Here is a 25478-nt window from a genome sequence, read left to right on the forward strand (position 1 = left end):
TTTTACTCCTCGCCGGGCTCCAAAGCGGCGACCTGCTTGGCCAGCCAGTTGGGTGCCAGCGCCGAAATCGCGGTGGCACCCGCCGTCGAGCCCAGCACACCGGACCAGGCCACCGGCCCCAGCGGCGTGCACCCGAAGAACTGGCTGAGCCCCGGGGTCTGCACGATGCCGACCAGGACGCCGGCGCTGCCCAGGGCGGTCGCCACGACGAGCGGGCTGTGCCGGCGGGTCAGCAGCGTCTGCGCCAGCTGCGTCGTCACGAGCGCGGTCAAACCCATTGTCGCGGTGCGGCGTTCGGTACCCGGCGTCCATCGCCCGATAGCCCAGGCGGCCGTTGCGCCGGCGGCGGTGACGGCGCCGCGGGTGACGATCTGGCGCATCAGCGGGGCATCGAGGGAGGGCGTGGGCCCGGTCAGCACCTCGCGGCGGTGCAGGCGGCGCGCCTCGTCGGCGGCTTCGGCGGATTCGTACTCGGCTTCGTCGGGCTCGACGTACTGCGACGTGACCGCCACCGCGAGCGCGGGGAACATGTCGGTGAGCAGGTTGACCAGCAGGAGCTGACGGGTCCCCACCGGGGCGCGGCCCTGGCCGAAGGCGGTCCCGATGATCGTGAACAGCACCTCGCCGACGTTGCCGCCCACCAGAATGGTGACGGCGTCGCGAACGCCGCTCCACATGCTGCGGCCCTCGACCAGGGCGTCCATCAGGACGCCCAGATCCTCGTCGGTCAACACGATGTCGGCGGCCCCGCGAGCGGCCGACGATCCGCGACCGCTCACCCCGATGCCGACGTCGGCCATCCGGATGGCGGCGGCGTCGTTGGCGCCGTCACCGACCATCGCGGTCACGCGCCCGCAGCGCTGCAGGGCGGCCACGATCTGCACCTTCTGTTCCGGGCTGACCCGGGCGAACACCTGCACGTCGGCGACCAGCCGGGCGCACGCGTCCTCGTCGAGGCCGGCGAGTTCGGCGCCGGTCACCACCTGCGCGTCGGCGGGCAGGCCCAGCTGCCGGGCGATCGCCCGCGCGGTGACGGGATGGTCGCCGGTGATCAGCACCACCTCGCGGCCGGCGTCCACCAGCGCTTCGATCAACGGGCGCGCCGATGCCCGCGCGGTGTCGGCCAAACCGACGTAACCGAGCAGCTCGAGGTTCTGCGCCGCGGCGTCCACGGCGTCGGCGTCGGTGTCATCGTCGTCGGTCTCGTGCTTCCAGCCGCGCTGCGCCACCGCGAGCACCCGCAAGCCCTGCTCGGCCAAGCCGTGCACCACCGCCTCGGCCCGCGCCTGGTCGGCTTTCGGGTCGGCGAACTTGCAGCGCGGCAGGATGACTTCCGGAGCTCCCTTGAGGACCAGCACCGGCGCGTCGGCGGGGTGACCATTGGTAGTGCCGTCGTGGCCGACCGTGCCGATCGCGGCGGCGAAGCCGCGACTGGACTCGAACGGCACCTCGGCGAGCATCGCCCAGTCCGAATCACCTTGGCCGTTCAGCGAACTCGCGGCGGTGAGGATCGCCTCGTCGGTGGCATGCGCATGCCCCTGGCCTTCCTGCGGCTGGGCGGACGCGCGTGCGGCGGCGCGCAGCAGACCGGCGGATTCCGGGTCGGTCAGCTTCGGGAACGGGTCGTGCGGATCGACATCGTCGGGCACGGCGCACACCACCCGTAGCCGGTTCTCGGTCAGCGTGCCGGTCTTGTCGAAGCAGATGGTGTCGACGCGGCCCAGCGCCTCGATGGAACGTGGCGCGCGGACCAGGGCCCCGCGCGCCGTCAGCCGCTGGGCGGCCGAGAGCTGAGAAAGGGTCGCCACCAGCGGCAGCCCCTCGGGGACCGCGGCCACCGCGATCGCGACGCCGTCGGCCACCGCCTGGCGCAGCGTCGCGCGGCGCAGCAACGCCAACGCCGACACCGTTGCACCGCCGGCGAGCGTCAGCGGCAGCACCTTGCTGGTCAGCTCCCGCAGCCGGGCCTGGATTCCGGCCGACGTCTCTACGTCCGCGACCGCCGAGATCGCGCGGTGCGCGGCGGTGCCGACGCCGGTCGCCACGACGATGCCCCGGGCCCGCCCCGCGACGATGGTGCTGCCCTCGAACAGCATGCTGGCGCGGTCCGGGTCGTTGACCGCGACGGGGTCCTCCTGCTTGTCCACCGGCAGCGATTCGCCGGTGAGCAGGGACTCGTCGACCTCGAGGTCTTCGGCCACCAGCACGCGGGCGTCGGCCGGCACCACCTCGGGTGCGGTCAGGTCGATGACGTCGCCGGGCCGCAACGACTTGGCGGACACCGTGACGGTGCGGGTGGCGTGCCGCGCGGCTTCCAGACGGCGTTTGGTCGTCGCGACACCAGGAACGACGACCCGGCGCACCAGCTGATCCTGCTCGGCGAACAGCTCGGCGGCCGCGGCCTCGGCCCGTAACCGTTGCGCCCCACCGGTTATCGCGTTGACGGTCATGACGCCGGCGACCAGCAGCGCGTCGATGTTGCTGCCGACGATCGCCGACGCCGCGGCCCCGACGGCCAGGATCGGGGTCAGCGGGTCGGCGAGTTCGGCCCGCGTGGCGGACGCCAGCCTGGCCGCGTTGAGCAGCGGACCCCGCAGTGGCGCCAGCGCCGGGCTGTACGACAGGTCGTCGAGACGACGCCGCCATGACGGCTCGGTTTCGACCGCCAGGGGCCGGGAACCGCCGGCCAGCCGCGAGTAGACGATCTCGGGATCCAACGCATGCCAGGCGGTGAGCGGCTGGGGGGTGGGATCGGGCAGGCGCAGCACCCGGGTTGCCGACAGGGTCCCCGCCACCAGCGCGGTGGCCGCGGCCGCGTTGACCGGGTTGAGCCATCGGCGAAAGCTCACGGGATTCGTGGGTGCTTGTTCTTCGCCGGTGACGAGCAGCAGCCCGGCCAGCGTGGTGCCGCCCTGGGCAAGGTGCACGGCCGATTCGCTGGCCGACCGCGCCACCGGGATCGCCGACAGGATCCGCACCGCGTCGGCCAGGTCGGTGCCGGTGATGATGTCTGCGGTCCACGCCGTGGCGGCGCGCGGATCGTCAAGGGCCACACCGACGTCGGCGATCGCGAGCGCGGCGAGGGTGTCGGTCGACGCGAAGTCGCGGTGCAGGGCGGTGATCAGCAGGACGGGTCCGCGATCGACTCGCAGCTCGCGGACCACGTTCAGCAGCGGCGTGCCCGGCGGATGCGATGCGCCGACGCTGGCGGAGAGGTCCTCGGTGCCGGCGACGTGGCGTAAGACCACCCGCGCACCCGTCCGGTTCGCGGTCTGGAACAGCGGAATCGCGTAGGGGTCGACCTCCCAGCCGACGGCGACGCTGCCCACGCATTCGCCGTCGACGATCAGGTCGGCGTTTTCCAGACCCTCCGCGGGCTTGCCCGACGGCCTGCCCTCCGACGAAACCCATCTCAGGCGCGCACCGGTGGCCGGGAGTTCGTCCGGGTCGGGCTCGGGCGCCTCCTCACCGTGCAGCAGCGCGTCGGCGACCTCGTAGACGCGGTCGTCGTCCCAGCCGGGCGCGTCGCCGCGCACGCGCAAGACGGCACGATGATCGCCGCGCAGCGCGGCCCCGTCGATGACGACCACCTTCACGCGGTCCAGCCGGCGCAGCGCGCCAGGGTCGAGGACCAGTTGCCCGGAGTTGGCGAGCCCGCGGCCCAACACCGCCGCGAACGCCTGCCGGCCCATGTGCGCCGCCCGCGGTACAGCGGCTTCGATCGCGCCGGCCGCGTCCTCCGTACCGCCCCCCGCGACCAGCGCGCTCGCCGCGGCGATCAGCGCGCCGTTGGCCGCGGAGTCGACATAGCTCTCGACGGGGCCCGCCATGGACCCCTTCCCGGCGTCGATCGCGACGTCGATGGACCCGCCAACCACCACGTGCGAAGCCTCACCGGCCGCGGCGGCCGCCCAGCTGTGCCGCGGCTCATGGGACTTGGCACCGGCGGATGAGATGACGGGCACCACCGGAGCTTGCGGCCGCTGAGGCGAGGCCAACGCCGGCTCGCGGTCCCGCCACACCCGGCGGTGGGCGGTGGCCTCCGAGATTTGCAGGGTGCGTTGGGTCAGGTCGAGCAGCGGAGTGCCGATCGCCTGGGTCAGCCCGTAAGCTGCGGCCGTCGTGGCGGCAAGCGCGATATCGGTGCCCACCCGGCCCAGTCGCGATTCCAGGATCGCCACCATGCGCGGCTGATGGTTGATCAGGGCGGCCGCGGCCCGGGTGGTCTTGGGTGCGGCGGGCAGGCGGGTCACCCAGCCGGTGACCGCGCCACTCACCGCGACGATGTCCAGGGCGGCGGCAGTCAGGGGCACCAGAACCGCCAGCGGGTTACCCGGGTCGGCGAAGGGCGCGGACAGCGGCGACGACACCGAGGTTGCCGGAGCGATGTCGTCGGCCAGGGTGACAACCGCCTCCCGCACCTCGTCCAGGACGGTGCCGGGGTCCGCGTCGTTGGTGAATTCGACCACCAATCGGCCCAGCGAGCCCTCGACATGGGCCTTGGCCACGCCGGCGATCCGGCGAACCGGCTCTTCGACGACGGCCGCGTACTCGTCCCACCGCGGGAACGGCAGCAGCGGGTCGAGGTCCAGATGCACCCGTCGTCCGCTCTGCCAGCGCACCGGGGGCAGGACGCGGGCCGACGAACCGTTGGTGGAGCCGCCGAATCCGATGGCGCGGCCAGTAGTTTCAGCCACCGACTGAACCACCGGACCGGCCAATTCCGTGACCGGATTGGTCAGCGTCTGCAGCGCGCCCACGGCCTCCGCCGCGGTGGACACACCAGCCCGCACTACCTGCGCGGCTCCGTCGGCTACGCCGGCGACGACGCTGGAAACGCCGGGAATTTTCACTCGTCACCCTTCAACTTCGTCTACGCGCCTAATGATCCTGACGTGTGGAGGAGCTGTCCACACGCGGGCGGGAAGGTGAAACCGTGCGACGACGCCGATGACGATGCAGGTCCGGCCTCCCTTAGAGAGCAAGGGTGCGATTACGTCCCTGGACCAAGGTTACCGGGTTGGCGACAAACCAAACGTGCTGAACAAGCCGGGGTCGAGGAAGACGGTGATGCCGGCGATCCCGGTAGCGCCGGTGGTCAGGACGTGAATGGAATGGGCCGCCATTGACCCGTCGGCGCTGCGCCGGTACTCGGCAACGGCGGGTTGCGCATTCGCGGCCGTCGGGACCATCGCGATATCGCCGGGCTCGGTCAGAGCCCGCCGGGCGAGGAACCGCAGCACCGCGTCGCGGCCGGTGAACCATATTGGCATGGGCGGCATTTCGAGTTTGACGTCGGCTTGCAGCAGCGCCGTCACCGCCGCCATGTCCGCGTTTTCGAATGCGGCGCAATACCGGTCGAGCAATTCGCGGCGCTGCGCATCGCCGGGCTCGGAGATGTCTTCCTCGGCGGGGGAGAGTTCGGCAAGCCGTGCCCGGGCGCGCTGCAGCGAACTGTTGACCGCTGTCGGTGTGGTGTCGAGGAGCTCGGCGACTTCGGCGGCACTGAACTGCACGACGTCGCGCAGAATCAACACCGCGCGCTGTCGCGCCGGCAGCTCCTGTAGCGCGGTCATCACCGCGAGCCGCACGCTCTGCTTGGCGGCGAGGCCGTCCTCCGGGCTCGTGAACATCGAGTCCGGAATGGGCTCGAGCCAGGCATGCGCGCCGGCCTTCGCGTCGAAATCGGTGTCTGGGTCGAGCGAGCCGTCCCCCACCCCCATCGGGAGCACGCGGCGGGCGCGGCTCTCCAGCGCACGGAGGCAGGCGGTGGTCGCGATGCGATACAGCCACGTCTTCAACGCCGCGCGTTCCTCGAAGGCCGGATAGCCGCGCCAGCCCCGCAGATACGTCTCCTGGACCAGATCCTCGGCGTCGTGCACCGAGCCCAGCATGCGATAGCAATGCGCGATCAGCTCGGCCCGATAAGGCGCCGCCTGCTCGACGAAATCCTCCTGCGCCGGCACGACCGTCTCCTCTCGGCTGCGAGGCGAAACCTACTTCCTTAGAGACGTCGCGCCGCCGAAATTCATCGGTCCGGGCGCGATGAATCCCGATGCGGCTTCGTATCTGAATCAGTGAAGACGCGGCAACGGCCGCCACACCAGCGAGAGTGAGAAGACCATGAACCAGCCCCGCACCGCCCATGCCGACGGGCTCGTCGGCACCACCGCGATCATCACCGGAGCCGGTCGCGGGTTCGGCCGTGCCATCGCCGGTGCGCTGTCGGCGGCGGGCGCACAGGTCGTCGGCGTTGCGCGTACCCGATCGCAACTCGAAGAGGTGCGCACCCGGCTCGGCGACGCGTTCACCCCGGAGGTGGCCGACGCCGCCGAACCTGGGACGGCCCGTCGGCTCATCGACCAGTACCGGCCGCGCACACTTGTGCTGTGCGCCGGGGCGACGCCGCGGATGACGCCGCTACCGGATCAGACCTGGGAGACGTTCAGCGCGAACTGGAACGTGGACGTGGCGCAGGCATTTCACTGGATCCGCGAAGCGCTGCGACGCCCGCTGGCGCCGGGCAGCTCGGTGATCGTGATGTCCAGCGGCGCCGCGCTGAACGGATCACCGCTGTCCGGCGGCTACGCGGGCGCGAAGGCGACCGTCAGGTTCATCACCGGCTATGCGGCCATGGAAGCGCAACGCGCCGGGCTGGGGATCGGCTTCACCGCCGTGCTGCCGCGGCTGACGCCGGCCACCGACCTCGGCGCGGTCGCCGTCGCCGCCTACGCCGAACGGCAAGGCGTCGACGTGGACTCGTTCCTGCGGGCCGCCGGACCCGCGCTCACCGCCGAACTGGTGGGCAAGTCGGTCCTGGAGATCGCCACTGGCGCCGCCGCCGAAGGCGGCGCGTACCTACTCAGCTCCACCGGCCTGGCGGCGCTGTCCTGACCACCCACGCCATCCGCCGCCGCGCGAAAACTCAGTGGCGCAGCGGATTTCGTGTTCTCAGCCGCGCTGGTACATGGCCCAAAAACACGAAAGCGCGGTAGCCGTCGACCGGCTACTCGCGCAATGTTCGGCTCAGAGATTCAGGCTATAAGATTCGGTGGTTCGCCCTGCCGACCTGATACCCGGCAGGAAACGACTTCTCGATGACCTGCAGTTGGTGATCCACCCTGGATTCCAGCTCGAGCACCACGCAGCTGTCGCTGAAGGATTTCGATTCGAGAACTATGTACCGCTGACCACAATCGGTGATCGGGTCGCCCGAGTGCAAGCTCTCGACCGACACCGACTCCGGAGTTCCATCTGCCTCCATGCATGACACGTTAGGTCAATTCCGCAAATGAGGGAATAGACCGCTACTTCGCGGCGGCGCCCCGCTGCTTGAAGAACACGCTGACGTGAGAGATCAACCCGTCGTCGTTCTGCTCGAACCGGATGCATTCGGGCCACGTGCTCGCGACATCATCGATCTCGAATGTCTCGGACAGCTCGGCGAACGACACCCGCGAATCCACGCGCGAGACCCGCCGCACGTCCAGCCGGTGGCCCCGCAGATTGGTGCACACCTTGCGCAGGTAGGCGACGTAGTGCGCCTTGCCCTCGACCACGTCGCAGAACGGCCCCTCCCGGGTCAGGCCCTCCTCGGCGATGGTGTCGGCCAGTCCGTCCCAGTCATGAGCCGCCAGGCATTCCAGGTAGCGTTCGACCACTTGGCCTTCGGTGCCCATGTCTTCTCCGCTCGCTCGTGAGTCCACGGTAAGCGCCGAATCGTTGCCCGGCTAGGTTCCTCTTATGAGTTGGTGGACCGTGCACGCCGAACGGACGCTGTCCGAACACGTGCCCGCGCCGCCCGAGGCGGTCCGCAACTTCTACGTGGACCTCGACAACATCAAGCTCGTGCACCCGCTGATCGTGTCCGTGGAAACGGTGTCCCGCAGCGCAACCCCGGACGGCTACCAGCAGACCTACCGCGTGGTCGACCGAATCCCATTGGGGCCGTTGACCATACGCACCAGCTATCGGGCCCGGCTGCGAGTGCCCGCGCGCGGCGACGTGCTGACCGAGGCCGATCAGTCGCCCGGGGTTCGGCTGCGCGGCACGGTGAGTTTCGATCCGGCGGACGGCGGCACCCGAGTCACCGAGCGGATAGGCATAACCGCCCCGCGGCTACTGGCCGGCGTGACCATCCGCGAAGGGGTCAAGGCGCACGTCAAGATGCTGGCCGGCATCAGGAGTCACTTCGAGTCTGGGAGGTCGCAATGAAGTGTCGTGCCGCTGTGCTGGAAGGGGTCGGCAGGGATTGGGAGATCCGCGAGGTTGCACTCGATCCGCCCCGCGCCGGTGAGGTTTTGGTACGCATGGCCGTTGCCGGCATCTGCCACTCCGATGACCACCTCGTCACCGGCGACGTGCTGCCGACCCCCGAGGTACGTGCGTCAACGGGTATCCCTGAGCCCGACTGGTTCCCGATGCTCGGTGGTCACGAGGGCGCCGGTGTCGTCGAAGAGATCGGCCCGGGTGTGACGTCGGTGCGGCCGGGGGACCATGTGGCGATGTCGTTCATTCCCGCATGCGGGAGTTGCCGGTTCTGCGTAAACGGTCAGAGTTACATCTGCGACGACGGCGCGAGTCTGTTCTCCAGGGAGATGCCGACCGACGGAACCTGTCGCCGGCACCTCGGCGACGAAGACCTCATGGCTTACGGTCAGCTCGGCACGTTCGCCGAATATGCCGTGCTCACCGAAAAGTCCGTCATCAAGATCGACGACGCGATCCCCTTCCACGCCGCCTCACTCGTGTCGTGCGGCGTCAGCACCGGCTGGGGCTCCGCAACGATATCGGCGGGCACCGAGCCGGGCGACACGGTGGTCGTCATCGGCACCGGCGGCGTCGGTATGAACGCCCTGCAGGGGGCCCGAGCCGCCGGGGCAACCTATGTGGTCGCGGTGGATCCCGTTGAATACAAACGCGATTCGGCCAAGATCTTCGGCGCCACTCACTCCGCGGCCTCCGCCGAGGAGGCCGTATCGCTGGTGGCCGACATCACCACCGGCGTCATGGCCGACCGCGTCGTCGTGACGCCCGGCGTGCTGCACGTGGAGCTGATCCCCTTGGCCATGCGGCTGCTTCGCAAAGGGGGGATATGCGTGGTCACCGGCATCACCCCGTACACCGAACCCGTGGTACCGCTGATCCTGCAAGAGATGGTGCTGTCGGCCAAACAGCTTCGGGGAGCGCTCTACGGCGGGATGAATCCGCGCACCAGCGTGCCGTTGCTGTTGTCGATGTATCAGGCGGGTGCGCTGAAACTCGACGAGTTGGTCACCCGGCACTACCAACTCGACCAGATCAACGAGGCGTTCGTGGATCTGCGCGAGGGCCGCAACATTCGCGGAATCATTGACTTCGCCGATCTCTGACCGAGCCGACCGGTCTCACTGCGCCAAGCCGGCCCGCAACTCTCGCTTGAGCACCTTGCCGTAGCTGTTTTTCGGTAGCTCGTCGACGAATTCGTAGCGCTTGGGCCGCTTGAAGCGCGCGATGCGGCGCAGCAGGTGGGCGTCCAGCGCGGCCGGCTCGGCCGCGCCCACGATGAACGCGACCACCACCTCACCCCATTCGGCATCGGGGGCGCCCACCACGCAAGCCTCGGCGACATCGGGGTGCTCGAGCAGAGCCTCCTCCACCTCGCGGGGGTAGATGTTGCTCCCGCCGCTGATGACGACGTCCTTCGACCGATCCCGCAGCGTGAGAAAACCGCGCGCGCCGAACGAGCCCATGTCGCCCGTGTACAGCCAGCCCTCTTTGAGGGTCGCGCGCGTGGCGTCGGGATTGCGCCAATAGCCGGACATGACCGCGTCTCCGCGGCAGACGATTTCGCCGATCTCGCCGCGCGGCGCCACGCGGCCATCCGCAGCCAGCACGGCGACCTCCATCCCCGACCGCGCATAGCCGACGGACCCCAGAATCGCGTCGTCATCGGATTCGTGATCGGCGCGGCGCAGCCCGGTGATGGTCATCGGCGACTCGCCCTGTCCGTAAATCTGCGCGAAGACCGGGCCGAATGCCGCGATCGCCTTGCGCAGGCCTTCGGAGTACATCGGACCGCCGCCATAGACGATCGCCTTCAGATTGGCCGGCCGGCCGCGGCCCGTATCCACCAGCCGCTGCACCATCGTCGGCGCCAGGAAAGTGCTGGCGGCTGGGTGACGTTCGCACAGATCCAGGAATTCGTCGGGGTCGAAACCCCCCGACACCGGCACGACCTGCCGGGCAGCGCGCAGCACGTACGGCAGGACGTAGAGTCCGGAGCCGTGCGACATCGGCGCCGCGTGCACCAGGCTGCAGTCCTCGTCCGGAGCGTCGATGTCAGCGAGGTGCGCGACCGTCATCGCCATGAGGTTGCGGTGCGACAGCATCGCACCCTTGGCCCGGCCGGTGGTCCCGCTGGTGTAGAACAGCCACGCCAGCGCAGCCGGATCGGTGCGCGGCGGAGGTGCCGGGCCGACGCCCAATCGCCGCGAATAGCCCTCGGAATCAATGGCTTCCGTCGTCGTCGCGGTGACCGGCGCCAGCTCGGTGCCGATGGCCGACGAGGCGAAGACCCGCGCCGCGCCCGCATCGTCGAGGATCTGCGCCATCTCGCGCGGGTGCAGCTTGTAGTTGATCGGGACGAGGACGCACTCGGCGGCCCAGGTCGCGAACATCAACTCGATGGTCTCGGGACGGTTGTGGGTCGCGATGGCGATTCGCGCGCCCGCACCATGCTGTTGCCGGATCGACGCGGCCAGACGTAAGGCGCGGTCGCGCAACTCATCCCACGTGCACACCAGTCGATCTCCGTGATACACCGCACCGCGATCGGGAAACCGGGTCGCGGCCTGATCGAGCAGGGCGAACAGATTCATCGCTCGATCCACTGCGCCGCCAGCGCGGCCTCCGAAAGATATTTCGTCGAGCTCCAGCCGCCGTCGACGACGATCGTTTGGCCGTTGATGAAGCTGCCGCCCGGCGAGCACAGGAAGGCGACGGTGCTGGCGATGTCGTCGACGCGGCCCAGCCGCTGATGCGGCGTCATTTCGGTGTTGATCTTGCGGAAACGCTCATCCTCCAGGCGCTGCTCGACCATCGGCGTCACCGTCACTCCGGGCGCGACGGCGTTGCAACGGATGCCGGACGCGCCGTATTGGCAGGCGATGTGGGTGGTCAGGGCCGTGAGTCCGCCCTTGGCGGCGGAATAGGCGCCGCCGCGCAGGCCACCGACGACCGCGAAAGTCGATGTCACATTGATGATCGCCGACCCGGGCCCCATGTGCGGTAGCACGTCGCGGGCGAGCCGAAACGGCGCGCGCAGCATCAAACCCAAGAAGTAGTCCAGGGTTTCGTCGTCGGTTTCGTGCAGCGGCTTGGGGCTGCCGACTCCGGCATTGTTGATCAGGAAGTCGATGTGACCCCACCGGCGCACCGCGAGGTCCACGATGCGGCGCGGCGCATCGTCGTCCGTGAGATCGACGGCAAGTGTCGCGACGCGCTCCGGATCACCGACGGCCCTGCCCAGCTCGGCCAGCCGCCCCTCGTCGCGGCCGATGCCGACAACCGCCATGCCCGCCTCGGCGAGCTTTGTGGCGCAACCCAAGCCGATGCCGCTGCTTGCTCCCGTGACGATTGCGACCTGCATATCACCCATCCTTCGCCGGTGTCAGAGCCGCCCGGATCCGATGCTTGAGTATCTTCCCCGCATCGTTTTTCGGCAGGGCATCCCAGATCTCAACCTGTTCGGGGGCCTTGAATCTGGCCACGCCCTTGCTCACCAACATGTCGAGCAGGCTCGCGACGTCCGGGCGCGCGCCGCGGGCGGGCACGATCACCGCACAGGCGCGTTCTCCGGTGCGCTCGTCGGGCAGCCCGACGACCGCGATCTCGGCGATGCCGGGGTGGTCGGCGAGCAGGTCCTCGACCTCCTTGGCCGAGATGTTCTCGCCGCTGCGGATGATGACGTCCTTGGCCCGGCCGGTCACCACGAGGTACGTGTCGTCGACCCAGCGGCCCAGGTCGCCGGTGCGGAAAAACCCTGCGGCATCGAAGGAGTCGTCCTCGGGGTGGCGGTAACCCAGCAGCATCTGCGGGCCGCGAACACAGATCTCCCCGTCGCCGTCGGGCGCGGAGTCGTGTGCGGCGAGCTTGATCTCGGCGATCCCGGGCCTGCCGTCGGTGTCCGCGGCGTAACCGGCCTCCCCGGGTCCGGGCGCACCGATCGTCGCGACGGGCACCTCCGTGCAGCCGTACACCCTGGTGACCACGGCGCGGTCGAAATAGGCTGTGGCGCTGCGGATCAGCGACGGCGACACCGAGGCGCCACCACAGATGAACATCTTCAGGTCGGGCAGCCGGGTGCCGGCGCGTCCGGCCGCGGACAACAGCTGCTGCAGGAACGGCGTCGCCCCCGCCATGTGGGTACACCGCTGCGAGTCCATCAGGGTGACCGCCCTACCCGCATCCCACCGGTCCATCAGCACCGCGGTGGTGCCCAGCAGCAGCGGGCATTCGAACGCGTAGATCGAGCCGCCGATGTGGGCGACCGGCGACGGCACCAGGAACGTGTCACCCGGGGTGATCATCCAGTGGTCGCGGATCTGACGGATCAGCGCGTGCATCGAATTGTGGCTGTGCAGGACGCCTTTCGGCCGGCTCGTGGTGCCGGACGTGTAGAGGATCATCCGCACGGAATCGGGATCGAGCACCGGAAGGGTCGCGGCGTGCGGTGGCTCCTGCACCAGGGCCGCATACGGCGTGTGCGGCCCGGCGTCACCGCGCAGCACCACCACCTCCGGCGCGCGGCTCATCGCGGCCGCCACGCGCTCGAGCATCGCCGCGTAGTCATGGCCGCCGTGATGCCTCGGAACGAAAATCACTGCGGTGCCGGCGTCTTCGAGGATGTACCGCAGATCGTGGTCGCGCAGCGACGGCAGGATCGGGTTCACCACCATCCCCGCGAGCGTCGCGGCCAGGTAAATGACAGCGCTCTCGTGCCAGTTCGGCAACATGAACGACACGGTGCTGCCTGTCGGCACGCGCGCCAGCAGCGCGCCGGCCAGCGCGCCGGCCCGGTTGTACAGGGCGGTGCAGTCCAAACGAACGTCGTTGTCCACCAGAACTGTTCGGTGGGGCGTTTCGGATGCGGCCTCGCGGAGCGCATCGGCCAGCGTCGTGCGCACCCACCACCCGCGCCGGTATGCCTCCGCCGCATGCGCCCCGCTGGCCCGGGCGATCACCACGACCTCATCTCGGGGCGCCGTCATTCATCCACGCGACGCATCGTCATCGCGTACCGGAACCTCGACGACAGGTGGGTGTTGACCGTCACCTGGGCCACCTCGCCGTCGGAGGTCGTGTATGTGCGCCGCATCTGCAGCGCGGCCGTGCCCGCTTCGGCACCGAGACCATCCGCCAACTCCGGTGCGAGCAGGACGGCGGCGATCTCTTGGTGCAACTGGGCGACGCTCACCCCGAAAAGGTCCTCGATCAAGGGAAATATCGGGCCGGCGTGGCGTTGCAGCAACCTGCCCACCGCCGCGAAACTGCGGTTGATGTAGTACTCCGTCCGGCACAGCGGAACCGGCGCGCCCTCGGCCTGCCGGTAGCCGCGGACCGACAGCCACTGGGTGCCGACCTCCAGGCCGGTCAGTTCGGCGAGGTCGTCGTCGATCGTCACCATCGCGTTGGATTCGATGGTCAGCTGCGCGCCGGCCGCGAACGCGAGGAGGTCGTCGATCGACATCGCGTCCTGCGCATAGGAACTCGATGCCGGCCGGGGAACCACCCGGGTGCCCGCGCGCGGCCGGGAAGCCACCAAGTTGTCCTCGCGCAGCCGGCGCAGCGCCTCACGGATGGTGTAGCGGCTGACCGCGAAGCGCTCGCATAGTTGGTGCTCGGTGGGCAACTGCGAACCCACCGGGTAAACCCCGTCGACGATCTCCTTGCGCAGGGTGCGCGCGATCTGGAGGTAGCGGTGGTCGCCCGCGATCGCCTGCGGCATCACGGTCCGTCCGGCCTCGCGCGCACCGCCAGCACGCTGCCCTCGCCGTCGGCGGAGAGGTAGAGCGTCCCATCGGCCGACGCGGTGATGCCGGCGAACGGACCCTGCGGCCCGGAGAACGGTGGCATGCCGCGCAGCGGTTTGGGCGTGACACCCGGCGGGGGGCCGACGGGCAGCCCGGCCGCAATCGTCCGCCGTGCGCTGGTGGTCAGATCGAACTCGACCAATTCTTTGGCGCCGGCATCGACTATATAGAGCACGCCGCCCCGGACCAGAATGCCCTGCGGGCGTCGCAGATCGGCGATCACGGTGTCGATCCCTGACCCGCTCACCCGCAGCACCCGGCCGGCTCCGGCCTCGGCCACCAGACACGCCCCGCCCGCGTCGACCGCAACCCCGACGGGCTCACGCAGCTCTTTCGCCAGCACCTCAACACCGCCCGATTGCAGCGACAGCACCCGTCCGGTGCCCAGCTCGGCGAACACCACACCGCCCGCGCTCAAGGCGATACCGTAGAGCTGGTCGAAACCGTCTGCCAATACCTCGGTTTCGCACGCCTCCGGACGGTATCGGGCGACCTGGCCGCCGGACGTGGTGACGACGAACTCGCCGGGCCCGCTCGCGGCGAGGCCGCGCAGGAAGCCGGGATAGCCGGGGCTGAACAACATTCCCGCGGTGCGCAGGGACCCATCTGGCTGGGCGACGTAGAAGTAGGTGCCGTCGGCGATGTAGAGCCGGCCGTCGTGGCCCATCGCCAGGTCCATCGGCCAGTTGAGGCCGCCCGCCAACACGGATCGCGTTGTGCCGTCCGGTGAGATCTCGGTGATCTCGCCGGTGAAGTTGGACACGAACAGCCGGTCGTCGACGAAGGTGCAGTTGTCCAGGCCGGGGTTCAGTTGGGCGAGCACGCGTTGATCGCCGCTGCGCGGATCGATGCGCAGCACCTGCCCGCTGGCCACCTGCGTCGAGACGATGTAGCCCTGCGCGTCGAACTTGACCGAGTCGGGCACACCGAGACCGGTTGCCACACAGTGCGGCTCGCCGCCATCAGGGTCGATGCGCCAAATCTCGTTGGCCCCCATCACCGGGAAGTACAACAGGCCGTCCGGGCCGACCTCCATCGCGTTCGGCGAGGGCACGTTCTCCAGGAGCACCCGCGGCGGCCCGCCCGCCAGGTCGAATTCCAGCAGCCGCCCACCCTCACGGCATTCTCCGATGAACAACCGGCCCGCATGAAAGGTGATGCCGTTGGCTGACGGCACGTCGTCGCGCAGCACTCGCGTGCGGCCGCCGGTGTCACGCACGCTCACCCGGCCGTCCATCACCTCGGTCGCGTACAGGTTGCCGCCGGCGTCGAACGCGACGTCGTCGGGCGCCACGATGTCGCCGCCCTTGGGGCTCGCGGTGAAGATGTCCCCGGTGCGGTGATCGAGCGCGCTGATCTGACTGCCGGTCACCTGGGCGATGTAGATGCGCCCGTCCGGGCCGGTGCGCAGGCCATTGGCGCCGAACAGCCGGCTGGGCGCGGTGACCCGTTCGAGCTCCCAGCCCTCGGCCACGTCGACGGGGTGCGGCGGCGCATACCGCGAGGGCAGCGTTGGGATGGCCCTTGAGATGGACATGCTCGCCGAGGTCCTTCCGTCAGCCGGTTGGGCTGGACGCTATCAATTCCTCTTAGTCCAGACAATAGCTGTCATCGGCGCGCAAACGGACCTTGACAGCGAAGTCTTCGGATCGGAATAGTGTTCTCCAACGGGCAGAATGCCACATTTTGTCCGGACAAAATGAGTAAATCGAGCTCGTTGCGATCGCTGGCGCGGCGGCGGCGGGGAAAGCAGGTCATGGCCGATCACCAGGATCACGTCAACCTTCTAGGTCTCGACGGCCGCGTCGTGGTGGTTTCCGGCGCCGGCGGGGGCGGCATCGGCACGACCGTTGCGGCCATGACCGCCCGGGCGGGAGCCACCGTGATCGCGGTAAGCCGATCCAAGGAGAACCTCGACGAACACATCGCCCCGCTGGCACACCAGGGACTGGCCGTGGTGCCTGTCGCGGCCGACGCGTCGACCGACGAGGGTATCGCCACGGTGATCGACCACACGCGCCAAGCCGACGGCGGGTTGTACGGCCTGGTCAACGTCGCCGGCGGCGCCGAGCCGTCGACCTGGATGCCGTCCACCCGGGTGACGCGTGGGGACTGGCGCAAGATCTTCGCCGACAACCTCGACACCGCGTTCTTCATGAGCCAGGCCGTCGCGCGTGAACTCGTCGCCCAGCACCGGCAGGGATCGATCGTGTCGATCTCCTCGATCAGCGGCATGAACACCGCGCCGTTTCACATCGCCTACGGAACGGCCAAGGCCGCGATCACCGCGATGACCCGCACGATGGCACTCGAGTTGGCGCAGGCCGGAATTCGGGTCAACACGGTGGCGCCCGGCGTCACCGAAACGGCGGCTTCGCGCACCTATGTCGACGAGGACCCCGAGCGCGACCGCCAGGCGATCGCGATGGGCCGACGTGGGCTTCCCGAGGAGCAGGCCGGTGCCATCCTCTTCCTGCTCTCGAAGCTGTCGAGCTATATCACCGGCCAGACGCTGCTCGTCGACGGCGGCCTGGGCCTCAAGTGGAGTCACCTCGGCGCCGACAACACGTCGCTGTTCCTGCATGACGAATCCTTCCGCGCGGCGATGAGGAGGTTATGATGACCCGCCCGGCGAAAGGCGCGAATCCCGAAGCGGCCGAAGAACTCTCGCAGCCGATGACGATCGGAGTCGAGGCCTACATCTCCGAGGACTATGCCCGCGCCGAGCGCGACAAGCTGTGGCGCAAGGTCTGGCAGCAGGTCGGCCGCGTCGAGGAGCTCCCCGAGGTGGGCAGTTACCTTACCTATGACATCCTCGACGACTCGATCATCGTTGTGCGCACCGGTGACAACGAGTTTCACGCCCACCACAACGTCTGCATGCACCGCGGCCGCCGGCTGATCGACACACCCGAAGGAGCCAAGAACGCCTGCGCGCGAACCCGAAAGTCGTTCGTCTGTGGTTTTCACGGCTGGACCTACGGCCTGGACGGCGCGTGCACGCATATCCGCGAACAACAGGACTGGCAGGGCGCTCTCACCCCCGACAACACCCACCTTCGACCCGTCCGAGTCGACACGTGGGGCGGCTGGCTGTGGATCAACATGGACCCCGACTGCGAGCCGCTGGCCGACTTCCTGTTTCCCGCCGCGAAGATCCTCGACCCGTTCGGGTGTGAGAACATGCGCTACAAGTGGCGCAAATGGGTCATCTTCGACTGCAATTGGAAGGTCGCGCTGGAGGCCTTCAACGAGACCTACCACGTCTACACCACCCATCCGGAGTTCAACAAGTTCGGTGAGTTCAAGGGCTGGGCGAAAGCCCAAGGCAGGCACAGCAATATCGGCTATGACGCGCCCGAGGACATGGAGGCCACCAAGTCCAAGATCCGCCTGGGCATCGGCGCCGATCCGCGGGTGTCGACCGCGGAGATGCAGGTGTACACGATGGAGGAGACCAACGCCACCACCACCCAGACGCTGGTGAATGCCGCCAGGCGGCTGGTCGACGAATTGCCCGAGGGGACACCGGCCGACAAGGTGCTCGAGCACTGGCTGGCGTCGGCACGCCGCGACGACGAGGCCCGCGGGGTGATCTGGCCGACGATCCCCGCCGACATACTCGGGCAGGCCGGCACCGCATGGCAGATCTTCCCGAACTTCCAGATCGGCCAGGGTCTGACCAGCGCGCTGTGCTACGGCGCGCGGCCGCATCCCAGCTACAACCCGGACAAGTGCATCTTCGAGGTGTCCGTCTTCGAGCTGTACCCGAAAGGCCAAGAGCCGCAGACGGAGTGGGAGTACACGCCGGTCGGAGACCCCCGGTGGCGCTCGGTCCTACCGCAGGACTTCTCCAACATGGCCGCCGTGCAGCAGGGCATGAAGTCTCTTGCCTTCCCGGGCACCAAACCCAACCCGTACCGCGAGCGCAGCACCGTCAATCTCCATCATCAACTGTCGAAGTACATGGGTACCGGCGAACCGCAGGAGCTTTAGTGCCGATCGCAAGCGCGGCGCGGGCGCCGGGCGCCGCGGGTCGGCACTATCAGAAGGAGACGCATGACCACCGCTGACGAGCCCTGCGGGCCCACCGACGTAGCGCAAGACGTCGACATAGACGCGCTGCGGGCCAAGTACGCCCAGGAGCGCGACAAGCGCCTACGCGTCGACGGCGGCGCGCAGTACCTCGAACTCGAAGGTGACCTGGCGGACTTCTACGAGATAGACCCGTACACTCCGATCGCCGACCGCGCGCCGATCAACGAGGACCTAGAGGTGGCCGTCCTCGGCGGTGGGTTCGCCGGATTGTTGTCCGGTGCCTACCTGAAAAAGGCCGGCGTACAGGATGTTCGGATCATCGATATGGCCGGAGACTTCGGCGGAGTGTGGTATTGGAACCGCTTCCCAGGCATCCAGTGCGACAATGACTCCTACTGCTACATCCCGATGCTCGAGGAGCTCAATTTCCTGCCGAGCAAGAAGTTCGCCGACGGGGCCGAAATCTTCGCGCACTGCCAGGCCATGGGTAAACACTTCGACCTCTACGATGGCGCGATCTTCTCTACCCAGGTCGAGACCATGCGCTGGGACGAGAAGATAACGCGGTGGCGGCTGACCACCAACCGCGGCGACGACATTCGCGCACGGTTTGTGGTGATGGCGCAGGGCTCGTACAACAAGCCAAAGCTGCCCGGCATCCCCGGTATCAAGGAGTACCTAAACGGCGGCGGCCACGCATTCCATTCCGCCCGTTGGGACTACGACTACACAGGTGGCGATGCCAACGGCGGGCTGCATAAGCTGGCTGACAAGCGGGTCGCACTCGTCGGCACGGGGGCTACCGGCGTCCAGCTGGTGCCGCATCTCGGCCGGGATTCCAAGCAGCTCTTCGTGTTCCAGCGCACCCCGTCGTCGGTGGACATGCGGGCCAACACACCCACCGACCCGGCCTGGGCGGCGGCGCTGCAGCCCGGTTGGCAGGAGGAGCGCAAACGTAACTTCCACAATTGGTCACCGTTTGTTGGGGTGGTCTTCGGCGAGCCGGATCTGGTGTGCGACTTCTGGACCGAATTGGGGCGCAACATGACCGCCCGGATTGCCGCCAGCCCGGATCCCGCCTCGCTGGGGATCGAGGAGATCATGGCGATCCGCGAGGAAGAGGATTACAAGATCATGGAGCGGCTGCGCCGCCGCGTGGCCGCGCTGGTCGACGACCCCGACACCGCCGAGGCACTCAAGCCGTACTACCGCTTCATGTGTAAGCGGCCGTGTTCGAGCGAGACCTACCTGCCGGCGTTCAACCTGCCTAACGTGACGCTGGTGGACGTGTCGGAGTCCAAGGGCGTGGAACGCCTGACGGAGAAGGGCATCGTCGCCAACGGCGTCGAGTACGAGGTCGATTGCGTCGTATTCGCCAGCGGTTTCGAGATCTCCACGGAGATCAGTCGACGCTTCGCCGTCGACGTCATCGAGGGTCGAGACGGGCTGTCGCTGTTCGACTACTGGCACGACCGCTACCAGACGTTGCACGGCATGACCACCCGCGGATTCCCGAACCAGTTCTTCACGGGCTTCATCCAGGGCGGCGTCTCGGCCAACACCACCGCGATGTTCGAGCAGCAGGCCGAGCACATCGCCTACATCATCGCCGAAGCGCAAAAGCGCGGTGCCACCGTCGTTGAACCCAGTCAGGAGGGCCAAGACGGCTGGGTCAGGACGGTTGCCGAGCTCGCTATCGACAACTCGGCATTCGAGATGTCCTGCACCCCTGGCTATTACAACAATGAAGGCCAGGGTGGCGCCAAAGACAACGGTGCGTTCCTCGGCGATTTCTACTCGCCGGGTTTCTACGCCTTCGGTGACCTGATCGCCGAGTGGCGCGCCAAGGGTGACTTGGAAGGCCTTGAGCTTTCGTGAGCGACTTGAGGTTCGACGGCAGGGTCGCGGTCGTCACCGGGGGCGGCCGAGGGCTCGGCCGCTCCTACGCCTTGCTCCTGGCCTCGCGGGGGGCGAAGGTGGTCGTCAACGATGCCGGCGGCCGCCTGGACGGCGGCGGGAGCGACGCCGGGCCGGCCGAGCAGGTGGTCGCTGAGATCACGGCGGCCGGGGGCCAGGCCGTGGCGTGCAGCGCGTCGGTTGCGACCCGCGCAGGCGGCGAGGCGATCATCGGGACCGCACTCGAAAACTACGGCGGCATCGACGTTCTGATCCACAACGCCGGCAACGTGCGTCGCGCGTCGCTCAAGGAGATGAGCTACGAGGACTTCGACGCCGTGCTCGATGTGCACCTACGCGGCGCGTTCAACGTGGTGCGGCCGGCGTTTCCGGTCATGTGCGAGGCGGGTTACGGCCGCATCGTGCTGACGTCGTCGATCGGCGGCCTGTACGGCAACCACAACGTAGCCAACTACGCGGCGGCCAAGGCCGGCGTGATCGGGTTGTCGAACGTCGCCGCGCTCGAGGGCGCCGCCGAGGGCGTGCGGTGCAACGTGATCGTGCCGGCCGCGGTGACGCGAATGGCCGACGGCATCGACACCTCCTCCTACCCGCCGATGGGCGCGGAACTCGTTGCGCCCGTGGTCGGTTGGCTTTCCCATGAATCCTGCTCGGTGACCGGTGAACTCTTCGTCGCGCTGGCGGGTCGCGTGGCGCGGGCGGTCATCGCGGAAAGCCCGGGCGTGTGCCGGTCGTCGTGGACGATCGAGGACGTCGGCAGCCATCTGGACGCGATCCGCTACGTCGAGGCGCCGCTGATCTTCCCGGTCGTGCCCGACGGGCACGACCGGCACATCCGCTACAGCTTCGAGCTCGCGCACCGCTCGACCGACCAGGGGGCGCTCAATGGCTAGCCCGACCGGCCCGATGGCGGGGCTGCGCGTCATCGACCTCACCGCGATGGTGATGGGGCCGTACTGCACGCAGATCATGGCCGACATGGGTGCAGACGTCATCAAAGTCGAACCGCCGCAAGGGGATAACACCCGCTACATCTCGGTGGGTCCGGCACCGGGCATGAGCGGGGTGTTCGTCAACGTCAACCGCGGCAAGCGCAGCGTCGTGCTGGACCTGCAGACCGACGCCGGGGCGCGCGCGCTACGCGCTCTCGTCGAGACCGGCGACGTGTTCATCCACTCGATGCGCGCCAAGGCGATCACCAAACTCGGCTTCGGTTATGACGACGTCGCCGCGATCAATCCCGCAATCATCTACACCAATTGCTACGGGTACGGTCGACGCGGCCCCGACCACGACCGCCCCGCCTACGACGACACGATCCAGGCCGAGTGCGGCCTGCCCGCGGTGCAACGGCAATTGACCGGCGAGGCCGATTACGTCGGCACCATCATGGCCGACAAGATCGCCGGGCTGACCGCGCTGTACGCGACGACCATGGCGTTGTTCCATCGTGAGCGCACCGGCCAGGGCCAAGAGGTCGAAGTCGCCATGTTCGAGACCATGGCCTCGTTCATGCTCGTCGAACACGCCAACGGCGCCCTGTTCGACCCGCCCCTCGGGCCGGCGGTGTATCCGCGAACGGTGGCGCCCAACCGCCGCCCGTACCGGACCAGCGACGGCTACATCGCCGCGCTGATCTACAACGACAAGCACTGGAACGCCTTCATGAAAGCCGTTCAGCCGCCGTGGGCCAGCGAGTTGTACGCGACGCTGGAACAGCGCGCCCGCGAGATCGACACCGTCTACGGACTGCTGGCCGAGACCATGAAGGAGCGGACCACCGCGGAGTGGCTGCAGCTGCTGCGCGACCTCGAGATTCCGGCGGCGCCGCTGAACACACCGGAGGCTCTGTTCGACGATCCGCATCTCAACGCCGTCGGCATGTTCGAGACGGTGGACAGCCCGCACGGGCCGGTGCGCTTCCCGGGGGTGCCCACCTGGTTCTCGCAGACACCGGGCCACGTCGCCGGGCCGGCGCCAGAACTCGGCGCCGATACCGAAGAAGTACTCGCCGAAATTGGCGCTCGCGAGGGAAAGGAACTGTAAATGGGCGTGCCGGTTTATCGGAGGATCCTCGACCTGTTCGAGGCGGAGGGCGTGAACACGCTGTTCGGCATACCCGACCCGAACTTCGTGCACATGTTCGCCGAGGCCGACGCCCGCGGGTGGTCGGTGGTCGCGCCGCATCACGAGCTGAGCGCGGGATTCATGGCCGAGGCGGCGTCGCGGATGACGGGTAAGCCCGGCCTGTGCATCGGCACCCTCGGCCCGGGCATGGCCAACATCGCCGGTGCGATCCAGTGCGCGCTGGTGGAGAACTCGCCGGTGATCTTCCTCGGCGGGCAGCGGGCCCGGGTCACCGAGCGTCGGGTCCGGCGTGGGCGCATCCAATTCGTCCAGCAGGAACCGCTTTTCGCCGCGTCGGTCAAGTACAGCAGCTCGATCGAATACGCCGACCAGACCGACGAGATCATCCACGAGGCCATCCGCAGGTCGATGTCCGGCACCCCGGGACCGTCCTATGTCGAGTTCCCGTCGCACGTCATCCTCGAGGAACTCGAGGTGGGCGCCGCGCCGAGCCCGTCGGCCTACCGGCTGGTCAACCAGGGCGCCGGCACCCGCGAGGTGGCCGAGGCCGTGAAGCTGATCCGCGGGGCCAAAAGCCCGGTGCTGCTGGTCGGCCACGGCGTGCACACCTCCCGGACCCAGCAGCAGGTCAAGGAGCTGGCACAGTTGATGGCCTGCCCGGTGATCCAGACCTCCGGCGGCACCTCGTTCATCCCGGGACTACAGGAGCGGACGTTCCCATACTTGTTCTCGCCGGCCGCCAACGAGGCGGTCGAGGAATCCGACCTGTGCGTCGCGCTGGGTACCGAACTCGGTGAGCCCATGCACTACGGCCGGACGCAGCATTGGGCTGGCAACGACGCGAACCGCAGATGGGTGCTCGTGGAGCAGGATCCGACGGCCATCGGCGTGAACCGGCCGGTCGACGTGGCGCTGGTCGGCGATCTGCGCGGTGTCGTGCCGCAACTGGTCTCCGCCCTCAAAGATTCCCCGCGCAACCCCGCACCCGCGCTGCAGGCCCTGATCGACAAGGACACGAAAGAGCTTGCGGATATGGCTGAATCGGCACCGTCCGGGCGTTCGCCGATTCATCCCGCGCGCTATGTCGTCGAGGCGACCAAGGCGTTCAACGAACTCGACGACGGCATCCTCGTGCGCGACGGCGGTGCGACCGTGATCTTTCAATGGACCTACTCGCAGTCCAAGCCGCGCGACGTGATCTGGAACCAGAACTTCGGCCACCTCGGCACCGGCCTGCCGTATGCGGTCGGAGCCTCTGTCGCCGAGGGTGGAAAGCGGCCGGTGATGCTGTTGACCAGCGATTCGGCGTTCCTCTTCCACATCGCCGAATTGGAAACCGCTGCGCGGCAGAACCTTCCGCTGGTGTGCGTGGTGGGCGTCGACCACCAATGGGGCTTGGAGGTGGGTGTGTACAAGCGCACCTTCTCCCAGCCCTCGCCGCAGCCCGGTGTGCACTGGAGCAAGGACGTCCGGATGGACAAGGTTGCCGAGGGCTTCGGTTGCCACGGCGAGTATGTCGAGAAGGAATCCGAGATCGGCCCGGCGATCGCCCGCGCTTATGCCAGTGGCAAAGTCGGTGTAGTGCACGTGTGCATCGATCCGAAGGCCAATTCCGAAGAGATGCCGAAGTACGACCGATTCCGCACCTGGTACGCCGAAGGCACTCAGTAAGCCCACAGTAAGAAAAGGACCGATGTCATGCGCGAATACCTGAAGTTCTACATCGACGGACAATGGGTCGACCCGTTGCGGCCCAATGCATTCGACGTGGAGAACCCGGCAACCGAGCAGGTTTCCGGGAAAATCTCGCTGGGGTCGGCGGCTGACGTCGACGTGGCGGTCAATGCCGCCCGCCGGGCCTTCTCCAGCTGGTCGCAGAGCACCCGCGAACAGCGCCTGGACCTGTTGCAGGCCATCCTCACCGAATACCAGAAGCGCGCCGACGATCTCGCCGAGGCTGTCACCGAAGAAATCGGCGCGCCGCCCTCGCTGGCCGCCGGGCCGCAAGTCTTCCTCGGGATCGGTCACCTGACCACGGCCATCGACGCGCTGAAGAACTTCGAATTCTCCGAACAGAAAGGGGCGACACTGATCGCCAAGGAGCCGATCGGTGTCTGCGGGTTGATCACCCCCTGGAACTGGCCGATAAACCAGGTCGCGGTCAAGGTCTACCCGGCGCTGGCGACCGGCTGCACCGTCATCCTGAAACCCTCTGAGGTGGCCCCCTATTCGCCGTACATCTTCGCCGAGATCCTGGATGCCGCCGGCGTACCGGCCGGGGTGTTCAACCTGATCAACGGCGACGGCCCGGGGGTCGGCGTGGCCCTGGCGAGCCATCCCGACATCGACATGGTGTCCTTCACCGGATCCACCCGCGCCGGTGTCGATGTGGCCACGAATGCCGCCGCGACCGTGAAGCGAGTGACCCAGGAACTCGGCGGCAAAAGCCCCAACATCGTCCTCGACGACAGTGGCTTCGCCCAGGGCGTCAAGGCCGGCGTGGCCAACATGATGCCCAATTCCGGACAGAGCTGTAACGCCCCCTCGCGCATGCTGGTCCCGAATTCCCGGATGGCCGAGGCCATTGACATCGCGCGTGAGGTCGCCGAACAAGTCCAGGTGGGCAGCGGCGACGCGACCGCCATCGGTCCGGTCGCGTCGAGGGCACAGTTCGAGAAGGTTCAGCGCCTTATTCAGCAGGGCATCGACGAGGGCGCGACCGTGGTCGCGGGGGGCCCGGGCCGGCCGGAGGGACTCGACACGGGGTACTACGTCAAACCCACCGTCTTCGCCCATGTCACCAACGACATGACGATCGCGCGCGAGGAGATCTTCGGGCCGGTGCTGTGCATTCTCGGCTACGACGACCTCGACCACGCCGTCGAGATCGCCAACGACACCCAATACGGCCTCGCCGGCTACGTTTCGGGCGCCGACCTCGACACGGCGCGCGAGATCGCCCGCAAGATCCGCGCGGGATGGGTGACCATCAATCACGCATTCGACATGAACGCACCGTTCGGCGGCTACAAGCACAGCGGCAACGGTCGGGAATGGAGCGAGTTCGGCTTCCACGAGTATCTGGAGGTCAAGAGCACCCTGGGTTACGCCCCCGGCAAGGGCTGACGCGCCCACCCGAAATCCGAACGCAGCGCGGCGGAAAACACGTCGCGTGTCCTCCACCTGATCCCGTGCGCCCGCCTCTAGGCTGGCTTGCTGAAATCAACAGGAGGGGCAGCGACGTATCGGCATCAACCATGGCGCCGGGCGAAATGGTAGTTACGGCGCGCTGACAGCAAGCACAGAGCCGGGCGGGTTTCACCCCGCACCGGCTCGTCGCACTCGCCCCCGGTGGGTGGCCCC

General features: G+C 68.1%; 19 protein-coding genes. 10 read left to right on the plus strand and 9 right to left on the minus strand.

The annotated features are described in order from the left end of the window. Positions 1-2: 2 nt before the first annotated feature. Both AC5Y30_RS07985 and AC5Y30_RS07990 read right to left on the minus strand, forming a co-directional pair. Complete coding sequence (locus tag AC5Y30_RS07985) at positions 3-4853, minus strand: cation-translocating P-type ATPase (protein WP_499917525.1); 4851 nt, start codon at positions 4851-4853, stop codon at positions 3-5. A 159-nt stretch (positions 4854-5012) separates the two neighbouring features. After that, on the minus strand, positions 5013-5966 hold the full coding sequence (locus AC5Y30_RS07990; RefSeq protein ID WP_499917526.1) for a sigma-70 family RNA polymerase sigma factor: 954 nt from the start codon (positions 5964-5966) through the stop codon (positions 5013-5015). Between the two features lie 157 nt (positions 5967-6123). Between AC5Y30_RS07990 and AC5Y30_RS07995 the strand changes: the two genes are divergently transcribed. Then, the gene (locus tag AC5Y30_RS07995) at positions 6124-6894 is read left to right on the plus strand and encodes an SDR family NAD(P)-dependent oxidoreductase (RefSeq protein ID WP_499917527.1); all 771 of its coding nucleotides are present in this window, start codon (positions 6124-6126) and stop codon (positions 6892-6894) included. A gap of 145 nt (positions 6895-7039) precedes the next feature. Here AC5Y30_RS07995 and AC5Y30_RS08000 read toward each other — a convergent pair whose 3' ends face one another. Next, positions 7040-7264: a hypothetical protein gene (locus AC5Y30_RS08000; RefSeq protein WP_067122006.1), complete on the minus strand. Its 225-nt coding sequence runs from the start codon at positions 7262-7264 to the stop codon at positions 7040-7042. Between the two features lie 43 nt (positions 7265-7307). Continuing rightward, a complete protein-coding gene (locus AC5Y30_RS08005) occupies positions 7308-7679 on the minus strand; it encodes a nuclear transport factor 2 family protein (protein ID WP_499917528.1) in 372 nt (123 codons plus the stop codon). A 64-nt stretch (positions 7680-7743) separates the two neighbouring features. Here AC5Y30_RS08005 and AC5Y30_RS08010 point away from each other — a divergent pair, with 64 nt between their 5' ends. After that, positions 7744-8214 carry an SRPBCC family protein gene (locus AC5Y30_RS08010; RefSeq protein ID WP_499917529.1) on the plus strand — a complete coding sequence of 157 codons (471 nt, stop codon included), beginning with the start codon at positions 7744-7746 and terminating at the stop codon, positions 8212-8214. A 14-nt stretch (positions 8215-8228) separates the two neighbouring features. Next, on the plus strand, positions 8229-9371 hold the full coding sequence (locus tag AC5Y30_RS08015; RefSeq protein ID WP_499917686.1) for an NDMA-dependent alcohol dehydrogenase: 1143 nt from the start codon (positions 8229-8231) through the stop codon (positions 9369-9371). Positions 9372-9386: 15 nt separating this feature from the next. Here the strand turns inward: AC5Y30_RS08015 and AC5Y30_RS08020 are convergent, their stop codons facing one another. From AC5Y30_RS08020 to AC5Y30_RS08040, 5 genes are read right to left on the minus strand one after another with little or no spacing between them, the layout of a single operon-like run. After that, the gene (locus AC5Y30_RS08020; RefSeq protein WP_499917530.1) at positions 9387-10859 is read right to left on the minus strand and encodes an AMP-binding protein; all 1473 of its coding nucleotides are present in this window, start codon (positions 10857-10859) and stop codon (positions 9387-9389) included. After that, positions 10856-11638 carry an SDR family NAD(P)-dependent oxidoreductase gene (locus tag AC5Y30_RS08025; RefSeq protein WP_499917531.1) on the minus strand — a complete coding sequence of 261 codons (783 nt, stop codon included), beginning with the start codon at positions 11636-11638 and terminating at the stop codon, positions 10856-10858. Before AC5Y30_RS08025 ends, AC5Y30_RS08020 begins: the two co-directional genes overlap by 4 nt. Next, positions 11631-13250, minus strand: a complete 1620-nt coding sequence (locus AC5Y30_RS08030; RefSeq protein WP_499917532.1) for an AMP-binding protein — start codon at positions 13248-13250, stop codon at positions 11631-11633. The genes AC5Y30_RS08025 and AC5Y30_RS08030 overlap by 8 nt, the downstream gene beginning before the upstream one ends. Next, a complete protein-coding gene (locus tag AC5Y30_RS08035; RefSeq protein ID WP_499917533.1) occupies positions 13247-13987 on the minus strand; it encodes a GntR family transcriptional regulator in 741 nt (246 codons plus the stop codon). Before AC5Y30_RS08035 ends, AC5Y30_RS08030 begins: the two co-directional genes overlap by 4 nt. Next, entirely contained in the window at positions 13987-15609 is a 1623-nt protein-coding gene (locus AC5Y30_RS08040; RefSeq protein ID WP_499917534.1) for an SMP-30/gluconolactonase/LRE family protein, read from the minus strand. The genes AC5Y30_RS08035 and AC5Y30_RS08040 overlap by 1 nt, the downstream gene beginning before the upstream one ends. 219 nt (positions 15610-15828) lie before the next feature. On the opposite strand from AC5Y30_RS08040, the gene AC5Y30_RS08045 reads away from it, so the two are divergent. From AC5Y30_RS08045 to AC5Y30_RS08075, 7 genes are all read left to right on the plus strand, one after another. Then, complete coding sequence (locus AC5Y30_RS08045) at positions 15829-16692, plus strand: SDR family NAD(P)-dependent oxidoreductase (RefSeq protein ID WP_499917687.1); 864 nt, start codon at positions 15829-15831, stop codon at positions 16690-16692. Next, a complete protein-coding gene (locus tag AC5Y30_RS08050; RefSeq protein WP_499917535.1) occupies positions 16692-18068 on the plus strand; it encodes an aromatic ring-hydroxylating oxygenase subunit alpha in 1377 nt (458 codons plus the stop codon). The genes AC5Y30_RS08045 and AC5Y30_RS08050 overlap by 1 nt, the downstream gene beginning before the upstream one ends. A gap of 63 nt (positions 18069-18131) precedes the next feature. Then, positions 18132-19988, plus strand: a complete 1857-nt coding sequence (locus AC5Y30_RS08055) for a flavin-containing monooxygenase (RefSeq protein ID WP_499917536.1) — start codon at positions 18132-18134, stop codon at positions 19986-19988. Beyond that, positions 19985-20920: an SDR family NAD(P)-dependent oxidoreductase gene (locus AC5Y30_RS08060; protein ID WP_499917537.1), complete on the plus strand. Its 936-nt coding sequence runs from the start codon at positions 19985-19987 to the stop codon at positions 20918-20920. Before AC5Y30_RS08055 ends, AC5Y30_RS08060 begins: the two co-directional genes overlap by 4 nt. Before the next feature lie 13 nt (positions 20921-20933). Then, positions 20934-22073: a CaiB/BaiF CoA transferase family protein gene (locus tag AC5Y30_RS08065; RefSeq protein WP_499917688.1), complete on the plus strand. Its 1140-nt coding sequence runs from the start codon at positions 20934-20936 to the stop codon at positions 22071-22073. Then, positions 22074-23786, plus strand: coding sequence for a thiamine pyrophosphate-binding protein (locus AC5Y30_RS08070; RefSeq protein WP_499917538.1), 1713 nt, complete (start codon positions 22074-22076; stop codon positions 23784-23786). It begins immediately after the preceding gene. A gap of 27 nt (positions 23787-23813) precedes the next feature. Next, the gene (locus tag AC5Y30_RS08075) at positions 23814-25241 is read left to right on the plus strand and encodes an aldehyde dehydrogenase family protein (protein WP_499917539.1); all 1428 of its coding nucleotides are present in this window, start codon (positions 23814-23816) and stop codon (positions 25239-25241) included. Positions 25242-25478 lie beyond the last annotated feature (237 nt).

This window comes from Mycobacterium sp. NGS27 (assembly GCF_059813005.1).